Here is a 19,184-nt window from a genome sequence, read left to right on the forward strand (position 1 = left end):
ACACAAGTGAGCAGTTTCAATTAGCCAGACTGGGCACTTTCAATGAGCGCCGTCAGACTCGCGAGATCAGCAGGTCGCTCGAGCTGCGAAATGGTTACTGGAGCAACCCGGTGGATCGATCGTCATCGTCACGCCGCAGAAGCAGGTCCACGGTGGCGTCCTGTCAGGCCTCATCGGACGGCCGGGGGTTACCCACGTCTCGAGGCGAGGTGTGTCGAGTTCGGCATTGGCCGGCCACCGGGTGATCTACGCGTGGCCTGACCGCAAGCACCTGCAGGACCTGTGGGACGTTGAGGCTGACGCGCTCGTCGTCATCGAGTGGGGTGAACCGGAGACTGCCGAGTGGATCGAGGACGCGAACCCCGTACGCCTACTCCCCGGCGAGACGATCGCTCCCAGCGCGGACAGCACGGTGACGGACGTTGCCCCGCTTCCAAACGGAATCGACGGGATTCTGAAGGGCATTGCAGCCTGGGCGGCGGGCTACTCCACCGGCCTCAAGTGGAATGAGGAAGACAAACTCAAGGCAGACATGATGAATCGTCCCGATCGATGGGTCGATGTGTCCGTCGAGCAGGTTCGTGCGAAGTGCCGTGCGCTTGGGATGCGGCCGAAAGACGTCGACACCGTTGCGGAGCTCCTGCAGCGCCGCAAGGACGGACGGCGATTCAACGTAGGTAGTACCTATAGAAATTTTCGCTTCAACTGACGGTTCAGGCGAAGTCCAAGGAGGAGGGCGTCCGATGAAGGTCTTGAAGACGATGCACACGTTCTACACGGATCACATCTACGTCGAAGCGTATTCACGCTACTACGGATGGACGCCAGACGGTGAACGCGCGGAGATCTGGCGGAACCTCGATACGCTGGTCACCCAGCTCGACGACCTCGGGATCAAGTACGAGACGTTGCGTAACGCACTCTGCCCGCGTCAAGACAAGCGTGAGGCGTGTCTGATGTTCAATTCGTTTGTGCTCTCCGAGAAGTACGGCAACTATGCGTACGGCGCGAGCAAATTTATCGTTCCTGCTCTTCCGGGAAAGTTGAACACGGCGATTCATCACGGTGATCTGATTACCTGGGGCTATCAGGGCGTTCTGGATTACCTCGCGTGTGCTTATCCGTACCTCGACCTTGATGGCGTGACAAGCAGTAGTCAAGTTTATTGCGTGCATCTGTCGAACCTTAGTCCGGGAACGTTGAGTGCGATAGATGCTCAGTTGAAGCGCGCACCGGGTTATATCGGTGTCGTTGACACGACGTTGCAGTCGCCTTTGAAGAATATGCTCAGCGGGACGATCACCGCGGAGCTCGTCAAGGTCGGATCGACGTATATCTCCTCACACTACGAGGAGCTCGAAGCGAAAACGGGCGAGTACGAGGGAAACTGGGAGCTTGGCGACGCTCGACTGGTGTCCGTGTACGATCTGCTGTTCGGGCAGTATCTTGCGTACAAGATCCAGCAGTCGAGTGACGGTGTATTCAGTCGGAACGAGGCGCTGATGTTGACCTCGCTGGATGCTGGCTACGGCGGGGCGTCCACGCCTGAGGTCGCCGTTTCGATCACCGATGACAAGTTTAATTACTTAACACAAGCTAAGGGCGTAAATCTGAAGAACATGGGGCTGGATGGCATCACTGCCGACGCACTATGTGCCCTCGTCCTCGAAAGGATTCGTGGTCATTACATTTACGGTCTACGTCTCCTTGATAACGGGGACCTGCTGTGCTCGACACTAATCGAGGTTGAGCGTGCTGGGCGCACATCATATCGTGCGGAAATAGGGCTAAGACTCGAACCCGACGAGAGTAGATTCTGCATCACGACGTTTTACTGAGGACAGGGTGCGCCGAGATCCTGGCGAGCGTGGGTTTCCAGGGCGCGAAGGCATGTGCGATTCAGCCTGAAGGTGCTCAGCAGGCGGAGGATAAGAAAGGCACAAGGAAGAGCAGAGGGGCCTAACGACAAAGCCGTCTAACTCCAATACCGTTCAATCAACCCCATACCCCTATTTCAGCAGTCTCCTAGGGAATTTCAATGAGCGCCGTCATCGGTAGAGCAGGACTATTACGGGTGATCTGCTGCGGTGAGGCTGGTCGCTTGCGAAGCGACACCCGTCGTTTCAGGTGCAGTGGGGCGGTTCGTCGATTGATGCCGAACTCCTGTGCTAGGTCGTCGACCCTGGCCCCCTGGTGGTAGTGAGCGACCAGAGTATCGACCGGGTGCCCGGATAGAGGCCACATCGCTTGATGGGCAATCATGTTTGAGGACAAGGTCTCTCAGAAAATTGGTAGTTCGTATGCCCGAACTGCACTGTAGAATGTCGAGCGGGTTGGCCAGCGATCTACTGGGCCCACAGACAAGCTTCTCCGACTTCGGTCGGGGCTACTTCGTATTCGGGGCCAACTCGGGCGCGATCGGATCAATCGGCCCTGTATCAACGTTGCGCCTTCACGATCTCGGCGAACTTGGGCAGCAGCGTCCGATTCCAAGACCGTTCGATACCGTTGCGCGCAAACCTCTGATAGCGGTCCTCGGTATCGAAACCGCTCATCTGCCAGAACAATCGAGCGCCGCGGCCATGGGGCATCAGTCGGTAGTCCATCATCCATCTCAGCGGCGGCTTCCCACGGAGGTCGGTCCAGCTGTACGCAAGGTGGTGGGGTTCGTCAGCCACGACGACCTGGCAAGCCATCTCGGCATCCGGTTTGTCCGGAACCGCCACTTGAACAATGAAGGTTGTCCCGACCACAGGCTGAAAGCCGATTGTGGGCGCGAGCCACTCGGCGATGAGGTCCGGCCGTGTCAGGACGCGCCAGGCAACCTCGGGAGGACGCTCGACGAACACGCCGAGGTCGATCATCGACGGGTCCGGCTCCGAAACATCGAACACGACACAACCGTAGGTGCCTCGGCCCGGTCGGCGCCAGGTCCCCGAATCAGCGAATAGCGTGCGCCTAGTTCAGTTGTGCATCGGGTTGCGGACCCAGACCAGCCGGCGCTCGTAACCGTCAGCCGACCAACACCCTCTCCTCCCCCCGGATATCGGCCGGGAGATCCTCGTGGGCGTCGCCGAGCCCGAGATGCTCGCGCAGGGTCGCTCCCTCGTATTCGCGTCGGAACAGTCCGCGTCGCTGCAATTCGGGCACCACGTAGTCGACGAAGTCGTTGAACGTTCCCGGTGTCTGAGCACTGGACACGATGAACCCGTCGGCCTCTCCCCCGGTGAAGGACGCCTCGATCTGGTCGGCCACATCGGTGGCGGTACCCACGAACTGCGGCAGCAGCACGCCCTGGGCGTAGAGCTTGCCGATATCGCGCAGCGTCAGGCTGTCGCGGTGGCTGAGCCCGCGTGCAACCTCGAACAGTCCCTGCGTACCGCTCACCCTCACGTCCTCGACGGGTGCGTCGAGATCGTACTGCGAGAAGTCGTGGTCGGTGTGCACCGACAGCGTGATCAGACCGGAGATCGGGTCGGCGAGCTCATTGTGGAATGCCTGCTTCTCGCGGGCGATCGACTCGGTCTCGCCGATGAACGGGATGAACGACGGGAACACCTTCACATGGTCGGGATTGCGACCGAAGTTCACGACGCGCGATTTCACGTCGTCGTAGTAGGCGCGCCGGCCCTCCGGGGTCGGATCGATCTCGAAGATCGCCTCGGCCCACCGGGCGGCGAAGTTCTTACCCGTCTCCGACGATCCCGCCTGGATCAACACCGGTCGATGCTGCGGCGACCGCGGCTGATTGAGCGGTCCGCGGGTGCGGTAGTGCTCGCCGACGTGGTCGACGGGATGGATCTTGGTCGGGTCCGCCCATACGCCGGTCACCTTGTCGGCGGTCACCGCGTCGGCGTCCCAGCTCGACCACAGTTTGATGGCCGTCGAGACGAATTCCTCGGCTCGTGCGTAGCGCTCCTCATGGTCGACGTGCGCGTCATGGCCGAAGTTACGTGCCTCCGCCTGCGTCAACGATGTGACGATGTTCCACGCGATCCGGCCCCGCGTCAGATGATCGAGCGAGCCGAAGACGCGCGCCAGCTCATACGGGTGAAAGTACGTGGCGGACTTGGTAACCGCGATCCCAAGTCGGCTGGTGACCGCGGCCAGCGACGCAGCGACAAGGCTGGGATCGATCGTCGCAGCAGCCTGCGTACCGCGACGGAACGGTTCGGACTGATCACCGCCGAAGCGGTCCGGCGCGGCCAGGAGATCGGCGAAAAACGCGAAGTCGAACTTACCGCGCTCCAGGATGCGCCCCACCCGATGGTAGTGCTCAGGTCCGAAATAGTCGGTCTCCGAACCTGGATGACGCCACGCCGCATGCGAATGGGTGACGGGTGAGGCGATCAGGAAGCCGCCGAGATGCAGCTGTCGGGTCATGGGGAGTCCTTGTGCGTCGAAAGCGATTACGCGCCCCAGTCAATCGATCAGCCCCGACTGCGCCCAGGTTTGCGATCTAAGTGATCGCATCGACCAACCTGGCTGCACCTGCGGGTCGTACCTGCGAGACGACAAGATGGAAGCTCGCCACCGAGGAGTCATCGACGGCGGCAGCGCCTGGCCAACACCTCAACGCGCGTACCGGCGAAGCCCGGATCAACGCCTGCCGACCGAGTTCCATAGCGAAACCCACTGCGCGACATCGAGGTCCCGCGGCAAAGCGTTCGGGGGGATCAACGCTGCGCGCAGCTCGCCGGCAACCTCGCGACCACCGCCGCGGCGGCGCAGAATGGCCGCAAGGCCACGACCCCGGCCGGTGAAGACGTCACCAACGAACCGTTCGTAACGACGTCGGTCGTGGGGATCGATCAGCGGCCGGCGGCGGCGTGCGATGGTGAGGATTCCGCCGTCGACGGTGGGTGCCGGACGAAAAGCGCGGGCCGGAACACGGCCGTGCAGCGCGAAGTCGAACCACGGCGCCGCCTGCGCCGTCATCATGGTGGCACCCCCGATGCCCGCGCGGCGTCGTGCCACCTCCCACTGCACCAACAGAACGGCGTCGGTCCAGGTGTTGTTGCCGAGAAGTCTGCGCAGGATGGCGGTGGTCAGATGGAACGGAATGTTGCCCACGACCACCGGCGCGTCGATGACGTGGCTGAGTACATCGGCATGCTGCGCACGGATGTGTGGAAACCGTTGCTGCAGAGACTGTATGCGGCGTGCGTCGATGTCGATGGCGGTCAGCGGCCGGTCGAGGGCGGCCAGATGAGCGGTGAGCGCGCCACCGCCTGAGCCGATTTCGAGGATGGGCCCGTGGGTGATGTCGACGAGACCGACGATGCGTTGAATGGTTGGCTGGTGGACGAGGAAGTTTTGTCCGAGTTCATGGCGTCCGCCATGAGATGAGGAGATGGGCACGGTGCGCTCCAGCGTGGATCGTGACGTGAAGCACCCCGGCAGCGGCGGATGAACCGCACACGGCGATGATCTCGCGGCCGAGGTGCATGGACATCTCGGTCGACGGCGCGAGAAAAAGATGATGAGTCGTCGCGCCGTCAGGCGAGACGCAGCCGACCCATGTTCGTGTTGAGCGCCGACGACGGCGCGCTGTTCAGCGTTCCCATGGCGGCGACTGTAGTCGCCTACGGTCACGACCCGCGACACGTTTTCCGCCGCGGCATGGGCCGGATGTACCGGCAGGCCAGTGCCCGCCACCCCTACCATGTGACCATGGGCGAAACCGACAAAGACGATATCTTGGTGGGCCATCCCGAACGAGAGCGGGCTATCGGCCTCCTCAACGACGCCTTCTCGTCGGGGTATCTCGACGTCGCAGCATTCGAGGAACGCTCGGGCGCGGTGTATTCGGCACGCAACCGCGGCGAGCTCCGTGCGACCGTCGACGGGCTGCCCACTGCGGCGGTGCTGTTCCCCGACGAGCAGACGACCGCCTCGGAGTCATTCGCGATGACTGCTCCGATGCAGCTCGACGCGAACTGGGAGACCGTGCGCCGCAAGGGCGTCTGGGAGGTACCGCCACGCATCCTCGTCACCGGGTCGATGGGTACGGCCGATCTCGATTTCACCAGCGCCGTCTTCCTTGGGCCGGCCCTCGACCTGGAGGTGCAGGTGTCGGCCACGAACGTGAAGCTCAAGCTGGGGCGCAATCAAGAGATCCGCTATCCGGACCTATCGAGGTCGGGATGGTCGTCGATCAAGGACAAGGCCGGATCACCGTCGCAGCTTGGCGGACCGATCATCACCGTGTCCGGATCGATCTCGGGGATGTCCGGCCTCTACGTCAAGCGTGCGTGAATTCGCCAGGCCTGCCTGCGAAAAGAGGCGTCGGAGTCCCACTCAGGCGCCGAGGAACCCAGCGACGGCCATCCGCGCGCGTGGCGAACTCATCACGGTGACGTGGCCGCGGCGCGGGACCATCAGCAACGTGCTGTGCGGAATGAGTCGCGCTGTCTCGGAGAACAATTCGGCGTCGTAGAAACGGTCTCGCCGGCCACCGACGATGAGGGTGCGGGCCTTGATCGTCGGCGCCTTCGCGAGGTCGAAGCCGTCCTCGGCGCGAATCGTGGTCACGAGATCCGCAGCCGCCGCGTCGTCCATCATGCGGTGCGCCCCCAGCCATCCCGCGCCATAGGCCAGCGTCCGCGTGCCGCGCGGCACCAGATCGGCGACCGTCATCGCCATGGCCCGCCGATTCTCGCCACGTTCGACGAGGTCGCCGACAGTTGCCTGGAACTCTCGCGTCGATGCGCTGAGCCGGCAGCCGGTGCTGACGAGGATCAGCCGGTCAACGAGATCGGGGTGGTCGGCGGCGAGTTGCTGCGCGATGCTGCCGCCGGTTGATTCGCCCAAGACCTCCGCCGGCCCATCGAGGTGATCGCGTAGCGACTCGGCGAGGTCGTCGGCCATCTCACCCATCGTCATCGGCGACCGGAGGCCGGGACGACGGTTGATGACGATCAACTGTCGACCGGTGACCTCGCGTAGCGGCGCACACGAGCCCCGGACAAAGCCATCGCCGGTGATCCCCGTGGACGGGGTCAGTCCGGTGAGTACCACCAGCGGTGGGCCCGAGCCGATGACGGCGGCGGGGTACCGGCCGATGAGTTCTCTGGTGAAGGAGGCCATGACTACTGACGATAGGCTTCGAAGTTTCGCATCTGCTGTGAGTTTGCCCCGAGCCCGGGCCGCGGTGCTCGCCCGGGGTCATTCGCCACTGGCGTGTCTGCCACACAGAGGACATGTGGTCCGGGAATGTGGGATCATTGTCGGCAACTCCGCAGCTCAACGCCCTAAAGCATCTGGAGTGCCCATGGATGCCGGCCACTTGTCCGCCACGATAGAACGGATCTATGCCGCCGGCACGGCCGCCGAGAGTTGGCGCGAAGCGCTCTCGGCCGTCTACAGCCTCGTCGGAGCGACCGGCGGCGGGATCATCCGCACGGATTCGGCCGGTTCTCGCGCGATCATGGCGTCGATGCTCGAACCCGGCGCGGTGACGGAGTACGCGGACCATTACGCGCCGCTCGACCATGTCGTCGCCGAGGTCGAAGCCGGCCCCATCGGGGTCCCTCTCTCGGGCGCCGACCTCATCTGGCCGCACACCGACACCGAGTTCTACGCCGATTGGGTGCGACGCAACGACATCGGCGACGGGATATTCGTCCGCGTCGACCGATCCACCACATTCGTATGCGCCCACGAACGTCGGGACGATCCCTTCGCCACCCGCGAGCGCATCGCCGCGGTGGCGCTCCTCTCCCCTCACCTGCGACGGGCCATTGGGATCGGGGCACGCACCGTCGGACTGGGCGAGCTCGACCCGAGCCTGCCGTCGGCCCTCGACGCTGTCGACCGAGCGGTGCTGGTGCTGCGCGCCGACGCCGACGTCGAGTTCGCGAACCCGGCCGCACACACGCTCGTCGGCAAGGCCGACGGGTTGCGCGTCGATCCGTCAGGCCGACTCGTCGCCGCCCCGCGCGCCTACGGCGAGTTCCGCACCGCCTCGACCAGGCCACCACCACGCACGGCATCCGACGCGGCTCGGGTGTGGTGATCCCGAGGCCGTCCGGTCGCCGACCGCTCGTGGCCGCTGTTTCACCGCTGGCCGGACAGGGCTCGGTGCTCCGAGCGCTCGTCGTCGTGATCGACGCCGACCTCGACAACACGTCGTATGCACCCGAGCCGCTGCGTCAGTGCTTCGGCCTCACCGACACCGAGGCTCGGGTGGCGGCGCTGCTTGCCGCCGGCCTCGACCTCACCGAGATCGCCGACCGCTTGCACGTGGCCCGCTCCACGATCCGAACCCACCTGCAGCATCTGTTCGACAAGACCAACACCTCGCGGCAGGCCGAACTCGCGGTGCTCGCCGCCCGCCTTGCGTACACGCCATCGGGAGCGAACACCTCATCTAAATGACGGAGGCGCCGGACATCGGACCAATGGTGCGATTGTCCGACAACCCTTGCTGCTCACCGTCGCCCCCGGAGGCACCATCATGGCCCAACCATCGCCGGCCCCAACACAATCGACAGGTGCCTCGTGAACACCCGCATGTCCGGCGCCGCCACGACACCGATCCGAGCGGGTTACCACTACCGCCGCGTTGTCGACTCTCGGGAATGCGACGTATCAAGGAATTACGCGCTCTGCACAGCGGCCAGGAGGTCTTGCGTGACGCCGGCGACGACGTGACGAACGTCGGCGTCGGCCCGGCCTGGCTGGCCGCGCCGACGGTCTTGGTGACCTCGCCGGCGGGTCTACATGACGTCCTGGGACGCACCGACGGAGTTGTCGAGAGGACATCGGTCCACGAGGAGATGCGACACCTCACCGGCGAGAACCTCTTCGACATGACGCAGGACCGCTGGCTGCCTCGTCGACGCGCGTTACAGACGGTGTTCACCAAACATCAGGTGACCGAGTTCGCCGGTGACATGGTCGGCGCCGCCCACACCGTGACCGGTGGCTGGAGCCCGGGCGAGTGGGTCGACCTCGACGCCGAATGCCGTCGATTGACCTTGCGCGCACTGGGCCGCTCGGTGATGGGTCTGGACCTCGACGAGGTGAGCGGCGATCTCGGTACAACCATGCGAGTCGCTCTGTCCTACATCGCCGATCGGTCCCTGCGCCCAGTCCGGGCGCCGCGGTGGCTGCCGACCCCCGCTCGCCGGCATGCTCGCGCGGCCAGCGCAACACTGCGCGGACTGGCCGCCCGTGTCCTCGAGAATTGTCGCGCGGATCCCGCCGTCGCAGCACCCCTGGTCCGGGCACTGACCAGCGCAGTCGATCCCGACAGCGGGCGCCCCCTGGACGACGACGAGATCTGCAGCGAACTGATCGCCTTCCTCCTCGCCGGACACGACACCACGGCCACCACGCTCACCTACGCGTTGTGGGCGCTCGGCCGGCATCCCGAGATCCAGCAACGCGTCGCCGCGGAGGCCGATGAACTTCGGGACCACGAGCTCACCGCGGCCGATGTGCCCCATCTGCGCTACACCGTGCAGGTCCTGCACGAGGCGCTTCGCTTGTGCCCACCGGGACCCGCCCTCGGCCGTGAGGCATCGTGCGACATCGCGGTCGACGGCCATCGCATCCCGCGAGGCAGCCTCATCGTCGCCGGAATCTACGCCGTGCACCGGGATCCCCGCTACTGGGAGAACCCGCTGACCTTCGATCCGGACCGGTTCGACTCCGCGCGCGCCAAACAGCTCGACCGCTGGCAGTATCTGCCGTTCGGTGCGGGCCCGCGCTCGTGCATCGGCGATCATTTCGCCATGCTCGAGGTGACGTTGGCACTCGCCACCATCATCGGACAGGTGGAGATCGTGTCCACTCGAGAGGACTTCCCCCTCACCGTCCCATTCACGATGGTGGCCGCCGAGCCGGCTCCGGCCCGCATCGTCCGACGTCGGGCTGCGGCGACAATGCTGTGGTGAGACGCGCGGCGAACTCCCGCGGGGCATCGGCACTGACATGAATATGCTTCGGGGCCAGCGGCATCGGGCTGCCGGCGAGGATGACGCCGGCATTCTCGACGAGGTCGACGCGAAGTACTGCCGGCCCGGAAGCGATCGTGGCCGTTCGGCCGTCATCGCTTGTCCGCCAGCGAGAATGGCCGAACTCCGGGCGCTCGCCGAGTACGACCGAGTCGACATCGGCGACTGGGAAGGACACGTGTGTCCCGGACGCGTTGCGCAGATGCACGATCGGGCCGTCGACCGTGTGTGGGCGGGTCATCATCCCGGCCAGCAGTCCGAACAACCAGTACACGCCATAGATGTGCAGCCCCAACACGATCCACACCCATGGCGGATGTCCGAAGATCAGCACCAGGATCAGATGGGTGAGAGCGCCTTCGACCACGGTCAGTATCCCGGCGGTCCACAGGATGAGGTGAAGGTCGCGGTGGTAGCCGAAGGCGTCACCCGGTGGTCTCGCACGCCGGACCCATGCGGTCAGGGCCGCGACTCGACGCGTTTCCGCGCGTATCGGCCGCAGGGTCAGCTTCCGCGCGGCCGTCATGACCACGCCTGCCGACCCAATGCCACCATTCGCTGCACGCATCGGCGTTGCGCGGCAGACAGTTCGTCGGAGCCGGTGAGTGCGTCGAGCAGATCGTCGGTTCCGAACCGGCCCCCGAAGTCGATTCTCTCGAGTTCGCCACGCGCCATCTCGCCGAGTTCCCCGCTGCAGGCGACGATGTCGCGGGCCAGGCATTCCACTTCGTCGTCTCCCGGGTCGGCCGTCGCCAGAGCCTCGAAGCGCGTTGCGAGCTCGGCACTACGCGCTGCCAGGTTCTCGTCGGCGAGGGCGGAACGATACAGCGAGGTGACCTGGGGATCGAGCTCGGTGAAGACTTCCAACAGCGAATGCTCGATTTCCACTGTTGTCTCCGCGCCGGGGTAGATCTCGGCCAGTCGGTCCGCGATGTCGGCGACCTCATCCCGCGGCACGCCGGCCGACAACGTGCCGCGTAGATCGGCGATTCGCTGCCGCTGCCGTTGGATCGCCTCGGCTCGACGGGCGAGGTCCGCGTCGAGCTCGGTCAATACGTCGTCGAGGTCGGCCGCCCCGTCCTCGGCAAGGACGTCCCGGATCTCATCGAGCGCCAATCCCAGTGCGGTGAGCCGACGAATCCTCAGGAGAGCCACCACGTCGTCGAGTGCGTAGCTTCGGTATCCGTTGGAATCCCGTGGCGGCTCGGGAAGCAACCCGAGCCGGTGGTAGTACCTGATGGTGCGCGTGCTGACGCCCGCCAGCCGTGCCACCTGCCCGATCCTCATCGGCACCCCTTTTTCGCTTGTGGTGATCGCAGTACACACGTTGACGCCGCGTCAAGGTCAAGTCGCGTGTCGCCCGATATGCAGCGATGCACACCACCAGTAGGTCATCCCAACAAATGGGAAAGTGGTTTCATTATTTGGATTCCGCGCGATACCGTCTGGTCAGGCATCGAACCCTGGATGCCGATCCGGTGACCACCCGCATCACTTTCCCCACCAGCCCTTCGGAAGTGATGCCCCATGTCTGCCTTGTCCATTCCCCCATCGCGCGCCCTCGAGTCGATCCGCGGGTCGGCCATCCGAGATCTCCTCGCGGTCACCGAACGGCCCGGTGTGCTCAGCCTCGCGGGCGGTTTGCCTGCCACCGACCTCATCCCCACCGCACGGATCGCGGTTGCGGCGCAGCGCGCGATCGCCGACGCTTCGGCGCTCCAATACACGGCGAGCACCGGCGTTGCGCGGTGCCGCGAGGCCATCGCCCACCTGCAGTGCGCCGCTCCCGAGCAGATCCTCATCACCCATGGTTCACAGCAGGCACTCTCGCTGCTGGCACAGGCGCTCGTCGATCCCGGATCAACGGTCGTCGTCGACGATCCGGTGTATGTGGGTGCACTGCAAAGCTTTCAAGCCGTGTGCGCCCGGATTGTCGCCCTACCCATCACCGGCGCCGGCACCGACGTCGCCGAGCTCGAGACACGGCTTCGGTCCGGGCTACGGCCCCGGATCGTGCACACGGTCAGCAACTTTCACAATCCGTCAGGCGTCACCGCGAGCGCGCATACCCGCATACGACTCGCTGAACTCGCCGATCAGTACGGTTTTCTCGTGATCGAGGACGACCCCTATGGTGCGTTACGATTCACCGGCGACCCGATCGCCCCGATCCCCGGCGATCGGGTCATCCGACTCGGCAGCGCGTCGAAGATCCTCGCACCGGCGTTGCGGGTGGGCTGGATGCAGGCAACGCCGTCGATCGTCGGCATGGTCGAGCGCCTGCGTCAGAGTGCCGACCTCTGCGGCTCGGCGTTCAGTCAACTGATGACCGCCGACCTGCTCAGCGACACCGGGTGGCTCGCCGACCACGTGGATCGCCTGTGCGCGCAGTACCGGGTTCGGGCAACTGCGCTGACCGATGCACTCGACCGCCATCTCGGGAGCCGGATCGACTGGCGCCCACCGGAGGGCGGGATGTTCTGCTGGGCGCGCCTGCACGATGTCGATACCTCCAACCTCCTGCCTGCCGCCGTCGACCAGGGCGTCGCCTTCGTGCCGGGACGTGCGTTCGCCGTCTCCGACGATCTCGGCGAGTACCTGCGACTGAGTTTCGCGACGCTGCCACCGGCGGAACTCGACGAGGGCGTCCGACGACTCGCGGCGGCGCTGGACCACCTCTGACCGTCTATGGTCGGCTGTTCGACCGACACCGTTGCGTCCTGGTTATTACTCGTTTAGAGTAAAAGACATGAACGAGTACGACCCCTTCGAGATCGTCCGGCTGATCGAGAACGCCCGCCGACCCGGCGACGTGTTCGCGGGAACACCGACCGATCCGTCCGCCCAGCGCGCGGCACGCCGCCGTCACCGCGCCTTACTCGCCGCGGTACACCCCGACCGCGCGACGATCCTCGGACTGTCGCCAGAGGTTGCCCGCGACGCCGCACTGACCCTCAACGCGCTGTATTGCGCCTGGTGCGAGACGGTGACGGCTGCGTCGGGCACCGGTGACACCACGGCATTCGTGACCGGGGCGGCCACCCACGTTCTGCGCGAACGCCTTTGGGTCACCGACCAGATGAGCGCGTATCGCACCGACGACCCCGATATCCGTGTCGAGATCGGGCGCATCGCCGGCGTCGAGGGTGTGGTTGCGCTGCCGACGGTCGCCGCCCATCTGGCCGGCCACGGTATGCGGGCTTTCGCGCCGTGCGTCGTCGACACCGCCGTCACCGACGGCCATCCCTGGGTCGCCTACCGGGTACCCGCCGGAATGGTCTGCCTGGACGAGGTGCACGCGTCGTATCCCGCCGGACTCGACGGCCGCGACTGGGCGTGGATGGTGCGCCGCATCGTCATGACTCTTGCCGCTGCCGGCCGTCCGCACGGCAACCTCGGCGTCCACTCCGTTCTGATCCATCCCGACGAACACGGTGTCGTGTTGACAGGGTGGACCGGCCCCGCGACCGCCGGGGACGGCAGCCCGCCGGCACGCGACGGGAACGCCGTGGCACGGTTGTTCGGCGTCATGCTGGGCGACCGCTGTACTCGACAGCGAGCATTCGCCTGTGCTGCCGAGACTCTCGACCCGGAAACCTGGCTACACGAATACGACCTGTTGTTGTCGGCGCTTTACGGTCCGCGCCGATTCCGGCCGTTCACGCTGCCGAGACCACAGCCGATGACGGCGTGACAGACACCTCCACATCTTCACCACCAGAAAGGAATCCATCATGGGACAGGGATATTGGGACACCAGCGCATTTCGCAGCGCCGCGGCCGCCCGCCGGGCAGCCGGCGCCGACGACTTCGGCTACTCGGCCCGGATGCGTGAGACGCCACGTCACCTGCGCGTCGCGGCGCCCTCACTCAACGCCTACGGCGTCACCACACGCGAGTCACGCGACAGCATCGACCACCCCCGGTCGACCCCGATCGTCGTCCTCTTCGATGTCACGGGCTCGATGGGCCGCGTGCCGATCACCGTCCAGAAACGTCTCGGCGATCTGCTCGGTCTGCTGACCCGCGGCGGCTACGTCGACGATCCCCAGGTCATGGTCGGAGCCATCGGCGACGACCAATTCGACGTCGTGCCACTACAGATCGGCCAATTCGAGTCCGACAACCGCATCGACGAACAGCTGCGCGACATCTACCTCGAGGGCGGCGGCGGAGGCGACAAGCGTGAGGGGTACGCACTGGCCGCGTACTTCCTGGCCACCCGGGTCGTCACCGATGCCTGGGATCGGCGCGGCCACAAGGGCCACGTGTTCTTCATCGGCGACGAAATGAACAAGGATGTGCTCTACGCGGAGTCGGTACGCCGGTTCATCGGCGACGACATCGGTGAGGATCGTGACGTCGCCGCCGTCTATCGAGAATTGGCTCAGCGCTTCCACATTCACTACATCCTGCCGAATCTGACCAGCTACTACGACGATCCGCAGATCGAGGACCACTGGCGGGCGATCGTCGGCGAGCGATTCCTCAAGCTCGACGATCCCGACGGGGTCGCCGATCTGATCGCGCTGACCATCGGGGTGATGGAGAACGCCATCACCGTCGAGGAGGGCATGGCCGATCTGCGTGACGCCCGTGCTGCCGCGGCACCCGCGGTCGGGAAGGCATTGGCGCAGATGACTCCCCGTCCGATCACCGGGACCGGCACGTTGCCGGCGGACCTGTGAGAACCACGACGGCGTCGACCACGGCCGCGCCCGGTGCAGAGATCCTGCCCGGGCGCGCGCCCGGCGCTCCCGTCATCGTCGTCGGTCTCGGTTACGGCGATGAGGCCAAGGGAGCGACCGTGGACTTCTTGGCGTCGATGATCCACGACACCACTGCGGTGGTGCGGTTTTCCGGTGGCGCACAGGCCGCCCACAACGTGTGCCACGGCAGCCGGCACCACACCTTCCGACAGTTCGGGTCGGCGAGTTTCCTCGACGTGCGTACCCTGCTCGCCGCCCCGATGATGGTCAATCCCCTGCGGTTGGCGCAAGAGGCGGCGGAACTGGCCGACGCCGGTATCCGCAACCCGTTCGGATTGCTCACCGCCGACGCCCGCTGCCAGGTCACCACACCGCTGCACATCGCCATGAATCGCGCCCGAGAAGCGCTGCGTGGCAACGCCCGTCATGGCTCCACCGGTGAGGGTATCGGCGAGACCACCGCCTATGCATTGGCAGTGGAGTCCGGTGCCCGGCGGGGGCAGCGGGTCGGCAACTTCGTGATGCATGCCGACGCTCCGGATGCAGCTGTGCCCACTCTCGGCCTGCTCCGTGATCGCCGAGCAACGATCCGTGCCCTCGACGCGCTGGCGGCCTACGCACGGCCGCTGTTGGCGGCCGCACCCGAAGCCGAGGCGCCCGTCGACTCGGTTACCGACATCGCCGACACGCTGTGTGAGATCGCCGATTCGATTCGCGTCGTCGACGACATGCCCGCCTACCTGAACGCGACGATCGATGCCGGTACCACCATTTTCGAGGGATCGCAGGGAGCGCTCCTCGACGAATGGCACGGCTTTCACCCGCACACCACGTGGTCCACGGTCGTGCCCGGGCCGCTCGTGCAGTGGCTGCGAAGCACCGGCCACCGTCCGTACGTTCTGGGTACGACGCGGTGTTACGCAACACGTCACGGGTACGGTCCGATGCCCACCGAGAGCGACGATGTCGTGTTACCCGACGTCCACAATCGTGAGGGACGCTACCAGGGTGCCTGGCGGACAGGACATCTCGACATTCCCGCGCTCCGCTATGCCGCGGCCGTGGCGGGTGTGCTCGACGGTGTTGCGGTCTCGCACCTCGATGTCCTCGGCACCGCAGGCCTTTGCGTCGCAGACACCTGGGACGGTGATCCGACTCCGCTGGCACCCACGCGCGGGGGCGACCTCACCGCACTCGCGCGGCTGACCGAGATCGCCGCGCACGCCACGCCGGATCTCCGACAGCTTCCGGCTGACGCCGATGGGGTGGCACAGTTGATCTCGCAGGCGACGGGGGCGCCCGTCGTGATCCGCGCGACCGGGCCTGCACGGACCGACAGGAGTATCACGTGGCCCAGCCCGAGCCCGGCATCCTGAGTGTCGTCAGCGTCGATGTGGTGGCGCTGACCTACGACGCCGAGGCGCGCGCGGTGCTCGTCGCCACCCATCGCCGTACGACCGAACCGCATCTCGGCGAGCGAGCCCTCCCCGGCGTCGTCGTGCGCAGCGGTGAGCGCCTCACCGATGCCGCCTCACGAGCCCTCACGAAACTCGGCATCGACGAGCCGCCGTCGGCGATCGGTCAACTACAGACCTTCGACGAGCCCAGTCGAGATCCACGCGGACCGTCACTGTCGGTGGCCATGTGGGCGACCTTCTGGGACTCGGCAGACATCCGGACGGAACAGGCCGTGTGGACACCGATCGACCGCGACCACCCACCGGCGTTCGATCACGCCGAGATCATCACCGCCACCCGGTCCATCCTTGCCGAGAAACTCTGGCGTGACCTCGGTTTCACGCGCGGCCTCACCGGCCCGCAGTTCACCGCCACCGACGCCGTCACGATCACCCGCTCACTCACCGGCGCAGAGGTGCACCGCGCCAACCTCAATCGCGACCTCGCCCGGATCACCACGCTCACCGAAGCAGGCGTCGCGCCCGCCGCCGGCGGTCGTCCACCCAAGATCTGGCGGTGGTCCCCGATCCCGACCGACTCCCCTTGATCGAGAGTTCCTTCCCCCGATGGTCGAGCACTTCCATCATTCGACGCCCGCCCCTTCCCCGATGGTCGAGGTGCGAGCCGCGTGCGGCGAGCCTCGAGACCACCTGCGCCAGCGCTGGTTCCGGTTCGGCGAGTGACGCGGATACCTATCATCTCACCGGGTCTCGAGGCCTCGACCATCGGAGTAGAACGACGGAGCGTTTCCCCCGATGCTCGAGGTGTGAGCCGCGTGCGGCGAGCCTCGAGACCGCTTGCACCGGTGCTGGTTCCAGCTCAGCGGGTGATGCGAACAATGATCGGTGACAGGGGTCTCGAGGCTCGTCGCTATCGCTCCTCGGCACCTCGACCATCGGATGGAAACGCCAGGAGTATCACTCGGTTGTTTTCGATCGATGGTCGAGGACTTCCGCCATCCGACACTCGCCCCTCCCCCCGATGGTCAGGCCCCGCCCGGGGATCCGACCGGACACGGCGGTCACACCGTGCCACCCCCTGGGGCACTGACCTATGCACCCAGCGCCACACTGCGCGCTGAGGTGCTCGCCAACGACGCCTGGTGCCGATACCCCTACTGCGGGATGCCGTCACACCTGTGCGACCTCGACCACTGGCGACCCTTCAACCACACCAACCCCGAAGCCGGAGGATGGACGGTGATCTCATCCCGCTGTGCCGGGCCGATCACCAACGCAAACACCTCGCGGAGTGGGTACCAACGCTCTACACCGATCGGAGGGTGGAGTGGCGGAACCGGCACACAGGGCAGATCATCGTCACCTACCCGCGGTGACGGGGTTTTGCTTTGGGCTGGAACCAGCTGTGGTGCAAGAGGTCTCGAGGCTCCTCGCTTGCGCTCGTCGCACCTCGACCACCAGGAAAGGACTCTCGACCACCAGAAAAAGGGAACCTCGATCACCAAGAAAAGGCGTCTCGAGCACCGGAAAGGGCAGGGCTTCAGAACAACCGTCCGGCGTCCTCGGCGGACGGTTCCTCCAGACTCAGCAGGATACGTTTGCGCTCGAGCCCACCACCGAATCCGGTGAGTGAACCGTCGGCGCCGATCACCCGATGGCACGGAATGATGATCGCGATCGGATTCCGGCCCACCGCCTGGCCTACCTGCTGCGCCAGCGACCGGTCGCCGAGCTGCGTCGCGATGGCACCGTAGCTCGTGGTCGTGCCGTACGGGATGTCGAGCAGGAGTCGCCATATCGATTCTGCCAGCGCTCCCCCGCGCGGTAGAAGCGGCAGATCGAAGTCCTGCCGGAGTCCGGCGAAGTACTCGTCGAGCTGAGCGACCGCCGGGCTCAGTACTGGGTCGTCGTCACCGGCCACCGATCCCCATTCCGACTCAGGAACAAGGTGATTGGCGAAGTACAGTCCGATCAGCGACTCCCCCTCTGCGAGCAGGAGAACATCGTCGACGGGCGTCGGTACCGACCGATACCGACGGAATGCACTACTGGTTCCGTGTGTCGCCTTCACGCCCGCTCCCTCTCGCGTGTACCACCGACGCTACCCCCGCAGGGTCCGCGGCACCCGGCGACCCCGATCGCTATCGTGGGTGCCGTGACGATGACGGAACCGTGGTGAAGCTGGGCCTGGCCGATCTGCGGCAACCGGTGTCGGCGGCGGACCTCGCCGACACCCGCGCGTTCTATGCCACCCGGGCCGGCGGTGTCGGACCGCGCTCGGCGACCGAGCTCGCCGCCGTCCGGGCCGCGCGGGCCGTCGACCCGCAGGCACCGACCCGAGCCCGCTCCGAGATCATCGAGGTCGACGGCCACCGAATCCCGATCCGCATTCTCCTGCCCGATTCCGGGCACCCCACGGGCATTCACCTCCACCTGCACGGTGGCGGGTTCTACATGGATTCCGCCGCCCGGCACGACGCGCAGAACGCACGCCGCGCCGACGCCCTCGATGCGGTGGTGATCGGCGTCGACTACCGCCTCGCCCCCGAGTCGCCGTGGCCGGCAGCCCCCGACGACTGTGCGGCGGTGGCATCGTGGCTTATCGAGACGGGCACCGAACGATTCGGCACCACCGCCCTAACCCTCGGTGGCATGTCGGCCGGCGCCACGTTGGCGATGACGACGCTTCTCCGCCTGCGCGATGCCGGCGTGGTTTCCGAGGTCGACGGCGTGGTCCTCGAGGCCGGAAGCTACGACCTCAGTGCCCACACCCCCTCCGGTGCAACAATTGCCGACGAATACTTCATCGAGGCGTACGTCGGTCATGTCACCGACCGCACCGTTGCCGACATCTCACCGATCTTCGGCGATCTACGGGGCCTGCCGCCGGTGCTCGTCGTCATCGGGGAGGAGGATGTGGTGCTGGCCGACAACCTCGCCATGCTCACCCGGCTCACCGCCGCGGGGAACGACGTCGATCTACGGCTGTATCCGGCTGCACCGCATGGTTTCACGATGCATGACACACCCATCGGCCGGCGGGCAGTCGATGATGTCGACACGTGGCTGCGCGCACGGCTCGCCCGCTGACGCAC

Annotated in this window: 19 protein-coding genes and 1 pseudogene; 13 read left to right on the forward strand and 7 right to left on the reverse strand. The window is 65.7% G+C overall.

Annotated elements, in window-relative coordinates; translation table 11 throughout:
* Nucleotides 1–211: 211 nt before the first annotated feature.
* Together P3L18_RS26895 and P3L18_RS26900 are read left to right on the forward strand one after the other, a co-directional pair.
* On the forward strand, nt 212–709 hold the full coding sequence (locus P3L18_RS26895; protein ID WP_276115840.1) for a hypothetical protein: 498 nt from the start codon (nt 212–214) through the stop codon (nt 707–709).
* 34 nt (nt 710–743) lie between these two features.
* Complete coding sequence (locus P3L18_RS26900) at nt 744–1,838, forward strand: hypothetical protein (RefSeq protein WP_276115841.1); 1,095 nt, start codon at nt 744–746, stop codon at nt 1,836–1,838.
* A 600-nt stretch (nt 1,839–2,438) separates the two neighbouring features.
* On the opposite strand, the gene P3L18_RS26905 is transcribed toward P3L18_RS26900, so the two are convergent.
* From P3L18_RS26905 to erm, 3 genes are all read right to left on the reverse strand, one after another.
* On the reverse strand, nt 2,439–2,894 hold the full coding sequence (locus tag P3L18_RS26905; protein ID WP_276115842.1) for an SRPBCC domain-containing protein: 456 nt from the start codon (nt 2,892–2,894) through the stop codon (nt 2,439–2,441).
* Between the two features lie 118 nt (nt 2,895–3,012).
* The gene (locus P3L18_RS26910; protein WP_276115843.1) at nt 3,013–4,383 is read right to left on the reverse strand and encodes an LLM class flavin-dependent oxidoreductase; all 1,371 of its coding nucleotides are present in this window, start codon (nt 4,381–4,383) and stop codon (nt 3,013–3,015) included.
* A 216-nt stretch (nt 4,384–4,599) separates the two neighbouring features.
* Entirely contained in the window at nt 4,600–5,355 is a 756-nt protein-coding gene (gene erm, locus P3L18_RS26915) for a 23S ribosomal RNA methyltransferase Erm (protein ID WP_216354253.1), read from the reverse strand.
* Nucleotides 5,356–5,520: 165 nt separating this feature from the next.
* On the opposite strand from erm, the gene P3L18_RS26920 reads away from it, so the two are divergent.
* The gene (locus tag P3L18_RS26920; protein ID WP_346348449.1) at nt 5,521–6,258 is read left to right on the forward strand and encodes a DUF1707 domain-containing protein; all 738 of its coding nucleotides are present in this window, start codon (nt 5,521–5,523) and stop codon (nt 6,256–6,258) included.
* 42 nt (nt 6,259–6,300) lie between these two features.
* Here the strand turns inward: P3L18_RS26920 and P3L18_RS26925 are convergent, their stop codons facing one another.
* Nucleotides 6,301–7,089, reverse strand: a complete 789-nt coding sequence (locus tag P3L18_RS26925) for an alpha/beta hydrolase (RefSeq protein ID WP_020170659.1) — start codon at nt 7,087–7,089, stop codon at nt 6,301–6,303.
* Nucleotides 7,090–7,288: 199 nt separating this feature from the next.
* Between P3L18_RS26925 and P3L18_RS26930 the strand changes: the two genes are divergently transcribed.
* From P3L18_RS26930 to P3L18_RS26940, 3 genes are all read left to right on the forward strand, one after another.
* Nucleotides 7,289–8,017, forward strand: coding sequence for a hypothetical protein (locus P3L18_RS26930; RefSeq protein WP_276115844.1), 729 nt, complete (start codon nt 7,289–7,291; stop codon nt 8,015–8,017).
* A 29-nt stretch (nt 8,018–8,046) separates the two neighbouring features.
* Complete coding sequence (locus tag P3L18_RS26935) at nt 8,047–8,379, forward strand: helix-turn-helix transcriptional regulator (RefSeq protein ID WP_276115845.1); 333 nt, start codon at nt 8,047–8,049, stop codon at nt 8,377–8,379.
* A gap of 203 nt (nt 8,380–8,582) precedes the next feature.
* Entirely contained in the window at nt 8,583–9,902 is a 1,320-nt protein-coding gene (locus tag P3L18_RS26940; protein ID WP_276115846.1) for a cytochrome P450, read from the forward strand.
* Here the strand turns inward: P3L18_RS26940 and P3L18_RS26945 are convergent.
* Together P3L18_RS26945 and P3L18_RS26950 are read right to left on the reverse strand one after the other, a co-directional pair.
* Nucleotides 9,829–10,488: a hypothetical protein gene (locus tag P3L18_RS26945; RefSeq protein ID WP_276115847.1), complete on the reverse strand. Its 660-nt coding sequence runs from the start codon at nt 10,486–10,488 to the stop codon at nt 9,829–9,831. The two genes, P3L18_RS26940 and P3L18_RS26945, sit on opposite strands and share 74 nt — an antisense overlap.
* A complete protein-coding gene (locus P3L18_RS26950; RefSeq protein ID WP_276115848.1) occupies nt 10,485–11,249 on the reverse strand; it encodes a MerR family transcriptional regulator in 765 nt (254 codons plus the stop codon). The genes P3L18_RS26945 and P3L18_RS26950 overlap by 4 nt, the downstream gene beginning before the upstream one ends.
* 240 nt (nt 11,250–11,489) lie before the next feature.
* Between P3L18_RS26950 and P3L18_RS26955 the strand changes: the two genes are divergently transcribed.
* The 6 genes and pseudogenes from P3L18_RS26955 to P3L18_RS26980 form a co-directional block, all read left to right on the forward strand.
* Complete coding sequence (locus tag P3L18_RS26955; protein WP_079930449.1) at nt 11,490–12,644, forward strand: PLP-dependent aminotransferase family protein; 1,155 nt, start codon at nt 11,490–11,492, stop codon at nt 12,642–12,644.
* Between the two features lie 67 nt (nt 12,645–12,711).
* Nucleotides 12,712–13,656, forward strand: coding sequence for a hypothetical protein (locus tag P3L18_RS26960; RefSeq protein WP_079930450.1), 945 nt, complete (start codon nt 12,712–12,714; stop codon nt 13,654–13,656).
* A gap of 40 nt (nt 13,657–13,696) precedes the next feature.
* Nucleotides 13,697–14,650 carry a hypothetical protein gene (locus tag P3L18_RS26965; RefSeq protein WP_276115849.1) on the forward strand — a complete coding sequence of 318 codons (954 nt, stop codon included), beginning with the start codon at nt 13,697–13,699 and terminating at the stop codon, nt 14,648–14,650.
* On the forward strand, nt 14,647–16,047 hold the full coding sequence (locus P3L18_RS26970; protein ID WP_276115850.1) for an adenylosuccinate synthetase: 1,401 nt from the start codon (nt 14,647–14,649) through the stop codon (nt 16,045–16,047). Before P3L18_RS26965 ends, P3L18_RS26970 begins: the two co-directional genes overlap by 4 nt.
* Nucleotides 16,020–16,676: an NUDIX hydrolase gene (locus P3L18_RS26975; protein WP_276115851.1), complete on the forward strand. Its 657-nt coding sequence runs from the start codon at nt 16,020–16,022 to the stop codon at nt 16,674–16,676. Before P3L18_RS26970 ends, P3L18_RS26975 begins: the two co-directional genes overlap by 28 nt.
* A gap of 439 nt (nt 16,677–17,115) precedes the next feature.
* Nucleotides 17,116–17,465: pseudogene (locus tag P3L18_RS26980) on the forward strand (HNH endonuclease signature motif containing protein); the annotation flags it as partial.
* A gap of 164 nt (nt 17,466–17,629) precedes the next feature.
* Here the strand turns inward: P3L18_RS26980 and P3L18_RS26985 are convergent.
* The gene (locus tag P3L18_RS26985) at nt 17,630–18,160 is read right to left on the reverse strand and encodes a methylated-DNA--[protein]-cysteine S-methyltransferase (RefSeq protein WP_123932042.1); all 531 of its coding nucleotides are present in this window, start codon (nt 18,158–18,160) and stop codon (nt 17,630–17,632) included.
* 101 nt (nt 18,161–18,261) lie between these two features.
* Between P3L18_RS26985 and P3L18_RS26990 the strand changes: the two genes are divergently transcribed.
* Nucleotides 18,262–19,179 carry an alpha/beta hydrolase gene (locus P3L18_RS26990; protein WP_276115852.1) on the forward strand — a complete coding sequence of 306 codons (918 nt, stop codon included), beginning with the start codon at nt 18,262–18,264 and terminating at the stop codon, nt 19,177–19,179.
* The last annotated feature ends 5 nt before the right edge of the window (nt 19,180–19,184 follow it).

It is taken from the genome of Gordonia sp. N1V (genome assembly GCF_029269935.1).
In the GTDB taxonomy this organism is placed as follows: domain Bacteria; phylum Actinomycetota; class Actinomycetes; order Mycobacteriales; family Mycobacteriaceae; genus Gordonia; species Gordonia polyisoprenivorans.

Coding starts and splice junctions, on each gene's coding strand:
- P3L18_RS26925 (WP_020170659.1), bottom strand. CDS start 7,089: ATGGCCTCCTTCACCAGAGAACTCATCGGCCGGTACCCCGCCGCCGTC.
- P3L18_RS26955 (WP_079930449.1), top strand. CDS start 11,490: ATGTCTGCCTTGTCCATTCCCCCATCGCGCGCCCTCGAGTCGATCCGC.
- P3L18_RS26945 (WP_276115847.1), bottom strand. CDS start 10,488: ATGACGGCCGCGCGGAAGCTGACCCTGCGGCCGATACGCGCGGAAACG.
- P3L18_RS26960 (WP_079930450.1), top strand. CDS start 12,712: ATGAACGAGTACGACCCCTTCGAGATCGTCCGGCTGATCGAGAACGCC.
- P3L18_RS26940 (WP_276115846.1), top strand. CDS start 8,583: ATGCGACGTATCAAGGAATTACGCGCTCTGCACAGCGGCCAGGAGGTC.
- P3L18_RS26900 (WP_276115841.1), top strand. CDS start 744: ATGAAGGTCTTGAAGACGATGCACACGTTCTACACGGATCACATCTAC.
- P3L18_RS26920 (WP_346348449.1), top strand. CDS start 5,521: ATGTTCGTGTTGAGCGCCGACGACGGCGCGCTGTTCAGCGTTCCCATG.
- P3L18_RS26910 (WP_276115843.1), bottom strand. CDS start 4,383: ATGACCCGACAGCTGCATCTCGGCGGCTTCCTGATCGCCTCACCCGTC.
- P3L18_RS26950 (WP_276115848.1), bottom strand. CDS start 11,249: ATGAGGATCGGGCAGGTGGCACGGCTGGCGGGCGTCAGCACGCGCACC.
- P3L18_RS26965 (WP_276115849.1), top strand. CDS start 13,697: ATGGGACAGGGATATTGGGACACCAGCGCATTTCGCAGCGCCGCGGCC.